Raw genomic sequence first — 12,400 nt, 5'->3', positions numbered from 1 at the left:
TTGTAGGGGCTGGCGAAGCCTGCGACGGGTCGCAACACCGCGACACTTACCCACTCTTTACATCAATGAGGCTTGACCAAGCCACAAGATGATAAGCATTATCATTTGCCTTTCGTCGGTCAGGTTTCCTCGTGAGTCAGTCCCGGTTCAACACAGTGTTCCTCACCCAGCGCCTCCCTTTGCTGCGCACGTTGCAGCGCATGGTGGGCAATCCCAGCACGGCCGAGGACCTGCTCCAGGAGACCTACCTGCGGGTCACCCGCGCCTTGGGCGAACGCCCCATCGAGCACTTGGAGCCGTTCGTGTTCCAGACTGCGCGCAACCTTGCGCTCGATCACTTGCGCGCGCGCCGCGTGCAGGCCCGCACGCTGGTTGACGATGTTCCTGACGAGGTGCTGCACAACGTTGCCGCGCCGACGAGCAGCAGCGAAGAGGCCGCTCACGCAGAGCAACTGCTTGAGCACCTGAGCGTCAGTCTCAATCAGCTCACCCCACGCCAGCAGCGCATTTTCATCCTCAGCCGGCTGCATGGCGCCAGTTACCTGGAGATTGCCGAGCAGTTGAAAGTGTCAGCCAGCACCGTGCAGAAAGAGCTGAAACTGATCATGGCCATCTGCATGGGCGTCGCCGAGCGCCTGCGCTAAGCCGACCATTCGCCGGTCGACAACGGCCCCCCCTTGCCACACCTGCTCGCAGCCATGATCATTCGCGAAAAACCCACAGCAAGGATTTTCTGTGACAGACAGCCCTGCCCCTCGCCCGTCTCCCGACGCGCCTGATGCCCGAGCGCGCGCCATGGACGAAGCGCTGGACTGGCTGGTACGTCTGCAATGCGCCAGCGAGCAGGACACCCGGGATTTCGAAGCCTGGCTGGGCGCCGCCGCGGAAAACGCCGAAGCCTACGTCGAAGCCGAAGCCCTGTGGAACGGCGCGCCGCTGCATCAGGCCGCCGTGCAATTGCACCACCTTCACCGCACCACCTTGCGCGGTCGTCTGCGTTCCCACTGGAAACCTTTGGCCACCGCCGCCGTGCTGCTGGTCGGGCTGCTCACCTTCGGCAACCTGCCCGTGCGCCTGCAGGCCGACCACTTGACCGTGGCCGGCGAACGCCAGCGCCTGCAACTGGACGATGGCGCCCAGGTGTTGCTCAACACCAATTCAGCCTTCGCCAACGACCTGCGTGACGGCCGCCAGGTCGCCCGTCTGTTGCAAGGCGAGGCTTACTTCCAGGTACCTGGCAACAGCCCTGCCCCGCTGGAGTTGGAAGCAGGCCCGCTGCGCGCGCAGGCACAAGACACCGACTTCGCCGTGCGCTACCTCAATGGCGAAGCGCAAGTGCGGGTGCAGCGTGGCGATATCGACTTGCAGGGCGCCCGTGACCAGCGCATCCGCCTTTCGGCCGGCGACAGCATCAGCGTCGGCCCCCAGGGGTTCGGCCAGCGCCAGCGCCCGGACATGCACAAAGACCTAGCCTGGGTCGAAGGCCGCCTGGTGTTCGAGAATTGCCCGCTCAGCCAAGTGCTTGCCGAAGTGCGCCGCTACTACCCCGGCTGGATCATCAACCGCAACCCGCAGCTCGAACAGGTGGCGGTGACCGGTAACTACCGCCTGGACCAACCCCTGGAAACCCTGCGCGCCCTGGCCCACATCACCTCTGCACAAGTGCACGAGTATCCGGCGCTGGTGATCCTCAACTGACGCCCTGAAGTTTTTTTACGCGATCGCGCCTACCCGTCCGTCTCGTTATAGCCAATGCAACTGATTCTTGTTTGAAACAAGAACGGTCATCACCTATAACAGTTCGCGCGTCAGGGAGCGCCTTCGATGTCCACAGGTCCAACTCGCCCGTCCACCCCTTCCCGCCGCATGGGGCAATTGTCCCTGCTGACCCTGGCCCTGCTCGCCAGCGGCGCCTGCAGCCTGCCCACCCTGGCCGCAGAACCGGCCAATGCCAGCAGCCCACGCCTGGGCGACTACCGCTTTGCCATCGAGCAGCAGCCACTGGTCTCGGCGATCAACGCGTTCAGCCAGGTCACCGGCTGGCAAGTCGGTTTCAGTGCCGAATTGGCCGAGGACGTGTCGTCACCGGGAGTACGGGGCTCGCTGCCAGCGGAGGCCGCATTGCGTCGCCTACTGCAAGGCACGGGGCTGAGCCTGCGCAAGATCGGCAACGCCAACGTGGTACTGGAGCGCCAGCAGGCCGGCAACACCATCGCCCTGCAGCAACTGACCGTGAGCGCCACCCGCAGCGCCCAGGACGTCAGCCAGGTGCCGAGCACCGTCAGCGTGCAGACCCGTGAGCAACTGGACCGCCAGAACGTTAACGACATCAAGGAACTGGTCCGTTACGAGCCCGGCGTCTCCGTCGGCGGCGTCGGCCAGCGCAGCGGCCTGAACGGCTACAACATCCGCGGCATCGATGGCGAAAGGATCCTCACCCAGGTCGATGGCGTCTCGGTTCCAGATGGCTTCTTCTACGGCCCCTATGCCCAGACCCAACGCAACTATGTCGACCCCGAGATCGTCAAGCGCGTGGAGATCCTTCGCGGCCCAGCCTCGGTGCTCTATGGCAGCAATGCCATTGGCGGCGCGGTCAGCTACTTCACCCTCGATCCGGACGACATCATCAAACCTGGCAAGGACATGGGCGTCCGCCTCAAGACCGGCTACAGCTCGGCCGATGATAGCTGGCTGACCTCCGCCACCGCCGCCGGCCGCCAGGGCGACTTCGACGGCCTGCTGCACCTGAGCCAGCGCAACGGTCACGAAACCGAATCCTACGGCGAGCACGGTGGCACCGGCCTTGACCGCACCCAGGCCAACCCCGAGGACGCGCGCACCACCAACGTACTGGCCAAACTGGGCTGGAACTACGCCGAGGACGCGCGACTGGGCGTTACCTACGAGCGTTACAAGGACGATCGCGACCAGCATGTGCTCAGTGCCGTGGGTGGACCGTTCATTCCCGGCATGGGCGCTTCGAACATGTATCGCGCCCGCAGCGCCGACGACTCCATCACGCGGGAACGCTTGGGCATCAATCATGAGTTCGGCCTCGACAGCCTGCTGGCCGATCACATGAAATGGAGCCTGAACTACCAGATCGCCAAGACCGATCAACGCACCGAGGAGCTTTACTTCGCCCGTGGTCGTGAAGTGCTTCGTGATCGGCAGACAACCTATAAGGACCGCCAATGGGTGCTGGATGCACAGTTCGACAAAGCCTTCACCGCTGGCGCCACCGACCATCTGCTGACCTACGGCACAACGCTCAAGCAGGAAAAAGTCACCGGTTCTCGTAGCGGTACGGGCGTCTGTCTGAATGTAGGGGGCACCTGCACAGCCATCGGCCAGATCAGTCCCGCCGACAGCCTGGCCCGGGTCAGCGACTTCCCCGACCCGACCATCAACACCTACAGCCTGTTCGCCCAGGACGAGATCCGCTGGAACAACTGGACCTTCCTGCCGGGCGCGCGCTACGACTACACCCAGCTCAAGCCGCACCTGACCGATGCATTCCTAGCCACCCTGCCGACCTCGGGCAATACCACCGTCAGCGACGAACAGAAGAACTGGCACCGCGTTTCGCCCAAGCTGGGCGTGACCTACGCCTTCAACGACCACTACACCTGGTACGGGCAGTACGCCGAAGGCTTCCGCACGCCGACGGCCAAGGCGTTGTATGGCCGCTTCGAGAACCCGGTCGGCGGCTATGTCGTCCAGCCGAATCCGAACCTTGAGCCGGAAAAGAGCAAAAGCTATGAGACCGGTCTGCGCGGCAACTTCGATGCGGGCAACTTCGATGTCGCCGTCTTCTATAACAAGTACCGCGATTTCATCAATGAAGACGCCCTGCTCAACGGCGACGATGCGCTCGACTTCCAGGCGCAGAACATCAAGCACGCCACCATCAAGGGCGCCGAAGTCAGAGGTCGTCTGAACCTGGATCACTTTGGCGCACCGCAAGGCCTGTACACCCAAGGCTCGGTGGCCTACGCCTATGGCCGCAACGATGACACCGGACAGCCGCTGAACAGCGTCAACCCACTCACTGGCGTGTTTGGCCTGGGGTATGAGCAGGACAGCTATGGCGGCCTGTTGAGCTGGACATTGGTCAAGCGCAAGAACCGCGTCGACGACACCACGTTCTTCTCCCCCGACGGCAGCACTTCGCGCTGGCGTACCCCCGGCTATGGCGTGCTCGACCTGAGTGGCTTCTACCAGATCACCGACGACCTGACTGTCAATGCCGGCCTGTACAACCTGACCGACAAGAAGTACTGGCAGTGGGATGACGTACGCAGCTATGCCACTGTCGGCCAGAACGGCCAGAGCGAAGCCGCCGTCACCCAGCCCGCCAACCTCGACCGCCTGACCGCGCCGGGACGCAACTTCGCCATCAATTTGATCTGGGATATCTGAGCGCCGTCGTGCTCAGGCACCGCGTCGCCTGCTTCGCGGCTGAAGCCGCTCCCACAGGGACTGCGCCGCTCTCAGGATCGGCACAGTACCTGTGGGGTCTGCACCCTCTGCAACCACCTTTTTTTACGGTCGGACCCGCCCCGATTCGTCTCGTCTAGAGCCCTCATCTGCCAAGGACCTTTCCATGACCGCCACCCCCGCCCTGCGCTCGCAGCGCCTGAACCAGGTCACCCACGCACCGCACACCGAGCTGGACGCCCTGGTCAAATCCCACAAGCCATTCGACAGCCGCGAAAGCTTCGCCCGCTTCGTGGTCGCCCAGTACCTGTTCCAGTCCGAACTGCAGGCCCTGTACAACGACCCGCAACTGATCGCCATCGTGCCGGACCTGGCCCAGCGCTGCCGCGCCGAGCAGGCGCGCCTGGACTTGGCCGACCTGGACACCGACGTTCCCGCCCCTTTGCCCGGCGCGTTGCAAGGGCCGAGCCTGGGCCAGGCCTTGGGCTGGATCTTCGTCTCCGAAGGCTCCAAACTGGGCGCTGCGTTCCTGATCAAGCGTGCCGTGGCTCTTGAGCTATCCGACAGCTTCGGCGCCCGTCATCTGGGCGAGCCGGCCGGTGGTCGCGCCGAAGGCTGGAAGCAGTTCACCCGAATCCTCGACAACCTCGCGCTGTCGGCCGAGGAGGATGCCGCCGCCGAACGTGGCGCGGTCGCCGCCTTCGAGCGTTTCACCGAACTGCTCAAGCATGCCTATGCCGCGGATGCCGCACTGGCCTGAGAGGCTTCACCCGGTCACCGCTTCGGCGACCGGACCGTTTTTTCGCAGTGAGACCATGACCCGACCAGCCCGCTCGAAACTCGCCCGCCTGCTCTACGCAATCCTGGCCTATGTCAGTTTGGGTATCGGGCTGGTCGCGATCGTCGTACCCGGCCTGCCCACCACCGAATTCATTCTCCTGGCCGCCTGGGCAGCGACTCGCAGCTCGCCGCGCTTGAGCGCCTGGCTGGAGAATCATCGGTTGTTCGGGCCGATCCTCTACAACTGGCGCAATGGCAAGGTGATCCAGCGCCGCGCCAAGGTCAGCGCCACGCTCAGCATGCTGCTGTGCGCGGGGTTGATGCTGACGTTCTTCGAGCATCGCTGGCCAGTGTTCCTGGCCATTGGCGGCATGACCGTGGGCAATCTGTGGATCTGGTCACGCCCGGAGCAACCTGTCCCGCCCTGCCCCTCACAAGCTCAGCACCCCTGAATACAAGCCATAGGCTGCCAGCCCCGCTCCAGCCAGCACCGCTGCGAAGATCAGCTTCTCCCAACCGGTGAACAACGCCTTGCCCTGCTCGTGCTTGGCTCGGGCGAACAGGATGACGCCCGGTGCATAGAGCAGGGCCGAGAGCAGCAAGTACTTGAGCCCCCCGGCATACAGCAACCAGACGGCATAAAGCAGCGCCACCAGGGCGACCATCAGGTCCTTGCGACGCACCTGCGGCTGCTCGGCATAGCCTTCGCCACGCAGGGTCAGCAGCACCGCGTAGGCCGCCGACCAGAAGTACGGCACCAGGATCATCGACGACGCCAGGTAGATCAGGCTGGTGTAGGTGCCCGCCGAGAACAGGGTGATCAGCAAGAAGCCCTGGATCATCACATTGGTCAGCCACAGGGCGTTGGCCGGTACATGGTTGGCGTTCTCCTTGGCCAGGAAACGCGGCATGGTCTGGTCCCGCGCCGTGGCGAAGAGGATCTCGGCGCACAGCAGCGCCCAGGAAAGCAGCGCGCCCAGCAGCGATATCGCCAAGCCGATGCTGATCAGCAAGGCGCCCCAGGGCCCGACGATGTGTTCCAGCACCGAAGCCAACGAGGGGTTCTGCAGATTGGCCAGTTCTGGCTGGGTCATCACCCCCAACGACAGCACGTTGACCAGCACCAACAATGCCAGCACCCCGAGAAAGCCGATGACCGTGGCCTTGCCCACGTCAGAGCGATGCAGCGCCCGCCCCGAATACACACTGGCGCCCTCGATGCCGATGAACACGAACACGGTCACCAGCATCATGTTGCGCACCTGCTCCAGCACGTTGCCGAACTTGGGGTTGCTCAGCCCCCAGATGTCACGGGTGAAAATATCGGCCCGGAAGGCGAAGGCGGCAATGACGATGAAGATCAGCAGCGGCACCACCTTGGCCACGGTGGTCACCTGGTTGATGAACGCCGCTTCCTTGATGCCGCGCAGCACCAGAAAATGCACCGCCCACAACAGCAAAGACGCACACGCGATGGCCACCGGCGTGTTGCCCTCGCCGAACACCGGGTAGTAGAAACCCAAGGTGCTGAACAGCAACACGAAATAGCCCACATTGCCCAGCCATGCGCTGATCCAGTAGCCCCAAGCCGAGGAAAAGCCCATGTACTCGCCAAAGCCGGCCTTGGCATAGGCGTACACCCCTGAGTCCAGCTCCGGCTTGCGGTTGGCCAGGGTCTGGAACACAAACGCCAGTGCCAGCATGCCCACCGCGGTAATGCCCCAGCCAATCAGCACCGCGCCCACATCGGCCCGCGCCGCCATGTTCTGCGGTAACGAGAAGATCCCGCCGCCGATCATCGAGCCGACCACCAGCGCGATCAGCGCACCCAGGCGCAGCTTCTGTCCCGGTTCACTCATAGGGCTCCCCTTTGGGCTGTTGTCATACGCATGAAACACCTTGTTGATTCTTATAACGGGCCGGTCAACTTATATTAGACCAAGCGATCAAGGCTAAAACGCTCATAACGAGTCGGTCTATATAGTTGGCATTAATACTGCCCCTTCCATGAGGCAGGTCAGTGACAAACATAGTTAAGACGGGATTTTCACGAAAATTTGCTTATTGCCCAAAAGCGGCTAGCTTGAAACCTCGCAGGCAACACGGAGCTTTTGCTCTAGAAGGACATGGAGGTGCCAGCACACAAGGCCTGCAGCACAGCAGTCGGCACTCTCCAGGAGTCATGTGAAGGAGTTTTCCTACTTCACATCGCCATGAAACTGACCCATGTCAGCACATGGCACAGGCGTCGGATTTACTCTGAGGTCAACTTTCTCCTGGCATGGAGTTGTTAAATGTCTGATTCTCCCGGAAAACTAAAACTGGGTGCACTTGTTGCACTTGTCGTCGGCTCCATGATTGGCGGCGGGATCTTCTCGTTACCACAAAACATGGCCGCCAGCGCCGGTGTCGGCGCTGTATTGATCGGCTGGGCCATCACGGCGGTGGGCATGTTGACCCTCGCCTTCGTGTTCCAGACCCTGGCCAATCGCAAACCGGATCTGGACGGCGGGGTGTATGCCTACGCCAAGGCAGGGTTCGGCGACTACATGGGCTTTTCCTCGGCCTGGGGCTACTGGATCAGCGCATGGCTGGGCAACGTCGGCTACTTCGTCCTGTTGTTCAGCACCTTGGGCTACTTCTTCCCGATCTTCGGCGAGGGCAACACCCCGGCGGCGGTGATCGGCGCCTCGATCCTGTTGTGGGCGGTGCACTTCCTTGTACTGCGCGGCATCAAGGAAGCGGCGTTCATCAACCTGGTCACCACCGTGGCCAAGGTCGTGCCGCTGGCGCTGTTCGCGCTGATCTGTCTGTTCGCCTTCAAGCTGGACATCTTCACCGCCGACATCTGGGGCAAAGGCTCCCCTGACTTGGGCAGCGTGATGGACCAGGTGCGCAACATGATGCTGGTCACCGTATGGGTGTTCATCGGCATCGAAGGCGCGAGCATCTTCTCCTCCCGGGCGGAAAAACGCTCCGACGTAGGTAAGGCTACCGTCATCGGTTTCATCACCGTGCTGCTGTTCCTGGTGCTGGTCAACGTGCTGTCGCTGGGCGTAATGACCCAACCGGAACTGGCCAAGCTGCAGAACCCCTCGATGGCTGCCGTGCTCGAGCACGTGGTCGGTCACTGGGGCGCGGTGCTGATCAGCGTCGGGCTGATCATCTCGCTGCTCGGTGCCCTGCTGTCGTGGGTGCTGCTGTGCGCCGAGATCATGTTCGCCGCGGCCAAGGACCACACCATGCCGGAGTTCCTGCGCCGCGAGAACGCCAACCATGTGCCGGCCAATGCGCTGTGGCTGACCAACGCCATGGTGCAGATCTTCCTGGTCATCACCCTGTTCTCCAACAGCACCTACCTGTCGCTGATCTACCTCGCCACCTCGATGATCCTGGTGCCCTACCTGTGGTCGGCGGCCTATGCGGTGTTGCTTGCGGTACGTAGCGAAACCTACGAGCAGGCCCTGGCCGAACGCCAGAAAGACCTGATCATCGGTGGCATCGCCCTGCTGTACGCCATCTGGCTGCTGTATGCCGGCGGCGTGAAATACCTGCTGCTCTCGGCCCTGCTCTATGCCCCTGGCGCGATCCTGTTCGCCAAGGCAAAGCGCGAGGTCGGCCAACCGATCTTCACCTCGGTTGAAAAACTGATCTTTGCCGCCGTCGTGGTGGGCGCCCTGGTGGCCGCCTACGGACTCTACGACGGCTTCCTGACGCTTTGATCCACGTCTTCGCATTCTTGGAGGAATGAACAATGTCCACGGAAAAACAGAAGTACGGTGTCCACTCCGAAGCCGGCAAACTGCGCAAAGTGATGGTCTGCGCTCCAGGCCTTGCCCACAAGCGCCTGACCCCGAGCAACTGCGACGAGCTGCTGTTCGATGACGTGATCTGGGTCGACCAGGCCAAGCGCGACCATTTCGACTTCGTCACCAAGATGCGCGAGCGCGGCGTCGATGTGCTGGAGATGCACAACCTGCTCACCGACATCGTGCAGAACCCCGAAGCACTGAAGTGGATCCTCGACCGCAAGATCACCCCTGACACCGTCGGTGTCGGCCTGACCAACGAAGTGCGCAGCTGGCTGGAAGGCCTGGAACCCCGTCACCTGGCCGAGTTCCTGATCGGCGGTGTGGCCGGCCAGGACCTGCCGGAAAGCGAAGGCGCCAGCGTGGTCAAGATGTACAACGACTACCTGGGCCACTCCAGCTTCATCCTGCCGCCTCTGCCCAATACCCAGTTCACCCGTGACACCACCTGCTGGATCTACGGCGGCGTGACCCTCAACCCGATGTACTGGCCGGCACGACGCCAGGAAACCCTGCTGACTACCGCCATCTACAAGTTCCACCCCGAGTTCACCAAGGCCGACTTCCAGGTCTGGTACGGCGACCCGGACAAAGACCACGGCCAGGCCACCCTCGAAGGCGGGGATGTGATGCCGATCGGCAAGGGCATCGTGTTGATCGGCATGGGCGAGCGCACCTCGCGCCAAGCCATCGGCCAACTGGCGCAGAACCTGTTCGCCAAAGGTGCAGTGGAGAAAGTCATCGTCGCCGGGCTGCCTAAGTCCCGCGCGGCCATGCACCTGGACACCGTGTTCAGCTTCTGCGACCGCGACCTGGTCACGGTCTTCCCGGAAGTGGTCCGCGAAATCGTGCCGTTCATCATTCGCCCGGACGAAAGCAAGCCTTACGGCATGGACGTGCGCCGCGAGAACAAGTCGTTCATCGAGGTGGTCGGCGAGCAACTGGGCGTGAAGCTGCGCGTGGTCGAGACCGGCGGCAACAGCTTCGCTGCCGAGCGCGAACAGTGGGATGACGGCAACAACGTGGTGGCGGTCGAGCCGGGCGTGGTCATCGGCTACGACCGCAACACCTACACCAACACCCTGCTGCGCAAGGCCGGGATCGAAGTCATCACCATCAGTGCCGGCGAGTTGGGCCGGGGCCGTGGCGGCGGCCACTGCATGACCTGCCCGATCGTGCGCGACCCAATCGACTACTAACGACCATTTCCCCGGCCGTCCTCACAAGGCGACGGCCGGGCTGCCCCGAATTCAAGGAGAACCGTCATGGCGTTCAACATCCACAACCGCAACCTGCTCAGCCTCGAACACCACACCACCCGCGAGCTGAAGTACCTGCTGGACCTGTCCCGCGACCTCAAGCGCGCCAAGTACACCGGCACCGAACAGCAGCACCTGAAGGGCAACAACATCGCCCTGATCTTCGAGAAGACCTCGACCCGCACCCGCTGCGCCTTCGAAGTCGCCGCCTATGACCAAGGCGCCAACGTCACCTACATCGACCCGAACTCCTCGCAGATCGGCCACAAAGAGAGCATGAAGGACACCGCTCGCGTGCTGGGCCGCATGTACGACGCCATCGAGTACCGTGGCTTCAAGCAGGAAATCGTCGAGGAGCTGGCCAAGTTCGCCGGCGTGCCGGTGTTCAACGGTCTCACCGACGAATACCACCCGACCCAGATGATCGCCGACGTGCTGACCATGCGTGAGCACAGCGACAAGCCCCTGCACGACATCAGCTATGCCTACCTGGGCGATGCCCGCAACAACATGGGCAACTCGCTGCTGCTGATCGGCGCCAAGCTTGGCATGGACGTGCGCATCGCCGCGCCCAAGGAACTGTGGCCTCATGACGACCTGGTCCAGCGCTGCAAGCAGTACGCCGAAGAAAGCGGCGCACGCATCACCCTGACCGAGGACGCCAAGGCTGCGGTCAAGGGCGTCGACTTCATCCACACCGACGTCTGGGTGTCGATGGGCGAGCCGGTCGAAGCCTGGGGCGAGCGCATCAAGCTGCTGCTGCCCTACCAGGTGAACAAGGAACTGATGAAGTCCACCGGCAACCCTCGCACCAAGTTCATGCACTGCCTGCCAGCGTTCCACAACTCCGAGACCAAGGTCGGCAAGCAGATCGCCGAACAATACCCGCACCTGGCCAACGGCATCGAAGTCACCGAGGACGTATTCGAGTCGCCGGCGTGCATCGCCTTCGAGCAGGCGGAAAACCGCATGCACACCATCAAGGCGATCCTGGTGTCGACCCTGGCTGATCTCTAAACGCTATTGGCTGCAAGCTTCAAGTTCCAAGCCACAAGAAACGCGGCGCCTCACCCAGACCCGCCTCTGCTTGCAGCTTGCGGCTTGAAGCTTGAAGCTGACCTGAGAAGGACATTCACCATGCGTATCGTTGTTGCATTGGGCGGCAACGCCCTGCTGCGTCGCGGCGAGCCCATGACCGCTGAAAACCAGCGCGCCAATATCCGCACCGCCACCGAGCAGATCGCCAAGATCCATCCTGGCAACGAACTGGTCATCGCCCACGGCAACGGCCCGCAAGTCGGCCTGCTGTCGCTCCAGGGCCTGTCCTACAAACCCGACGAGGCTTACCCGCTGGATGTGCTGGGAGCCGAGACCGAAGGCATGATCGGCTACATGATCGAACAGGAGCTGGGCAACCTGCTGGCTTTCGAAGTGCCGTTCGCCACGCTGCTGACCCAAGTGGAGGTGGATGCCAACGACCCGGCCTTCAAGGACCCGACCAAATTCATCGGTCCGGTCTACAGCAAGGAAGAGGCCGAGCGCCTGGCCAAGGAGAAAGGCTGGGTGGTCAAGGCCGATGGCGACAAGTACCGCCGCGTGGTGGCCAGCCCCAAACCCAAGCGCATCTTCGAAATCCGCCCGATCAAGTGGTTGCTGGAAAAGAGCAGCATCGTGATCTGCGCAGGCGGCGGCGGCATCCCCACCATGTACGATGAAAACCGCAAGCTCAAAGGCATCGAGGCCGTCATCGACAAGGACCTGTGCTCGGCCTTGCTGGCCGAACAGCTGGACGCCGACCTGCTGGTGATCGCCACCGACGTCAACGCCGCATACATCGACTTCAACAAGCCGACCCAGAAAGCCATCGCCCAGGCCCACCCCGACGAACTGGAACGCCTGGGCTTTGCCGCCGGCTCCATGGGGCCCAAGGTGCAAGCGGCCTGCGACTTCGCCCGCAACACCGGCAAGGTGGCGGTGATCGGCTCGCTGTCGGACATCGAAGAGATCGTCAAAGGCGCCGCCGGTACCCGCGTGTCCACCGCCAAGCCAGGGATCAGCTACCGTTGAATGCAGTAGGCGGGCGCGCGACGCCCGCCGTTTTCGACCTTCCAG

Annotated in this window: 10 protein-coding genes; 9 read left to right on the top strand and 1 reads right to left on the bottom strand. The window is 62.7% G+C overall.

What is annotated here, in order from left to right; all coding sequences use genetic code 11:
- Positions 1-131 precede the first annotated feature (131 nt).
- The 5 genes from ABOA88_RS17165 to ABOA88_RS17145 all read left to right on the top strand — a co-directional run bounded on the left by ABOA88_RS17165 (position 132) and on the right by ABOA88_RS17145 (position 5,672).
- Positions 132-644, top strand: coding sequence for an RNA polymerase sigma factor (locus ABOA88_RS17165; protein ID WP_196167684.1), 513 nt, complete (start codon positions 132-134; stop codon positions 642-644).
- Between the two features lie 91 nt (positions 645-735).
- The gene (locus tag ABOA88_RS17160) at positions 736-1,698 is read left to right on the top strand and encodes a FecR family protein (protein WP_367851469.1); all 963 of its coding nucleotides are present in this window, start codon (positions 736-738) and stop codon (positions 1,696-1,698) included.
- Between the two features lie 126 nt (positions 1,699-1,824).
- Complete coding sequence (locus ABOA88_RS17155; protein ID WP_367851470.1) at positions 1,825-4,422, top strand: TonB-dependent receptor; 2,598 nt, start codon at positions 1,825-1,827, stop codon at positions 4,420-4,422.
- 184 nt (positions 4,423-4,606) lie between these two features.
- Entirely contained in the window at positions 4,607-5,200 is a 594-nt protein-coding gene (locus ABOA88_RS17150; RefSeq protein ID WP_196167687.1) for a biliverdin-producing heme oxygenase, read from the top strand.
- Between the two features lie 55 nt (positions 5,201-5,255).
- A complete protein-coding gene (locus ABOA88_RS17145; RefSeq protein WP_196167688.1) occupies positions 5,256-5,672 on the top strand; it encodes a YbaN family protein in 417 nt (138 codons plus the stop codon).
- Here the strand turns inward: ABOA88_RS17145 and arcD (ABOA88_RS17140) are convergent.
- The gene (gene arcD / locus ABOA88_RS17140; RefSeq protein WP_196167689.1) at positions 5,652-7,079 is read right to left on the bottom strand and encodes an arginine-ornithine antiporter; all 1,428 of its coding nucleotides are present in this window, start codon (positions 7,077-7,079) and stop codon (positions 5,652-5,654) included. The genes ABOA88_RS17145 and arcD (ABOA88_RS17140) overlap by 21 nt on opposite strands.
- 435 nt (positions 7,080-7,514) lie before the next feature.
- On the opposite strand from arcD (ABOA88_RS17140), the gene arcD (ABOA88_RS17135) reads away from it, so the two are divergent.
- From arcD (ABOA88_RS17135) to arcC, 4 genes are all read left to right on the top strand, one after another.
- Entirely contained in the window at positions 7,515-8,942 is a 1,428-nt protein-coding gene (gene arcD, locus ABOA88_RS17135; protein ID WP_043210686.1) for an arginine-ornithine antiporter, read from the top strand.
- Between the two features lie 32 nt (positions 8,943-8,974).
- Positions 8,975-10,228 carry an arginine deiminase gene (gene arcA / locus ABOA88_RS17130; RefSeq protein ID WP_196167690.1) on the top strand — a complete coding sequence of 418 codons (1,254 nt, stop codon included), beginning with the start codon at positions 8,975-8,977 and terminating at the stop codon, positions 10,226-10,228.
- A gap of 66 nt (positions 10,229-10,294) precedes the next feature.
- Positions 10,295-11,305, top strand: coding sequence for an ornithine carbamoyltransferase (locus ABOA88_RS17125; protein WP_043210689.1), 1,011 nt, complete (start codon positions 10,295-10,297; stop codon positions 11,303-11,305).
- A gap of 120 nt (positions 11,306-11,425) precedes the next feature.
- On the top strand, positions 11,426-12,355 hold the full coding sequence (arcC, locus tag ABOA88_RS17120) for a carbamate kinase (RefSeq protein ID WP_196167691.1): 930 nt from the start codon (positions 11,426-11,428) through the stop codon (positions 12,353-12,355).
- Positions 12,356-12,400 lie beyond the last annotated feature (45 nt).

The organism is Pseudomonas sp. PKS (assembly GCF_051913525.1).
Lineage (GTDB): Bacteria > Pseudomonadota > Gammaproteobacteria > Pseudomonadales > Pseudomonadaceae > Aquipseudomonas > Aquipseudomonas guariconensis_D.
Note: the sequence above shows the minus strand (reverse complement) of the source record. Positions and strands in the feature narration are given on the sequence as shown.

Bases quoted from the DNA above. Each gene is read 5' to 3' on its own strand.
- ABOA88_RS17155 (WP_367851470.1), top strand. From the start codon at position 1,825: ATGTCCACAGGTCCAACTCGCCCGTCCACCCCTTCCCGCCGCATGGGG.
- ABOA88_RS17150 (WP_196167687.1), top strand. From the start codon at position 4,607: ATGACCGCCACCCCCGCCCTGCGCTCGCAGCGCCTGAACCAGGTCACC.
- ABOA88_RS17145 (WP_196167688.1), top strand. From the start codon at position 5,256: ATGACCCGACCAGCCCGCTCGAAACTCGCCCGCCTGCTCTACGCAATC.
- arcD (WP_196167689.1), bottom strand. From the start codon at position 7,079: ATGAGTGAACCGGGACAGAAGCTGCGCCTGGGTGCGCTGATCGCGCTG.
- arcD (WP_043210686.1), top strand. From the start codon at position 7,515: ATGTCTGATTCTCCCGGAAAACTAAAACTGGGTGCACTTGTTGCACTT.
- arcA (WP_196167690.1), top strand. From the start codon at position 8,975: ATGTCCACGGAAAAACAGAAGTACGGTGTCCACTCCGAAGCCGGCAAA.
- ABOA88_RS17125 (WP_043210689.1), top strand. From the start codon at position 10,295: ATGGCGTTCAACATCCACAACCGCAACCTGCTCAGCCTCGAACACCAC.
- arcC (WP_196167691.1), top strand. From the start codon at position 11,426: ATGCGTATCGTTGTTGCATTGGGCGGCAACGCCCTGCTGCGTCGCGGC.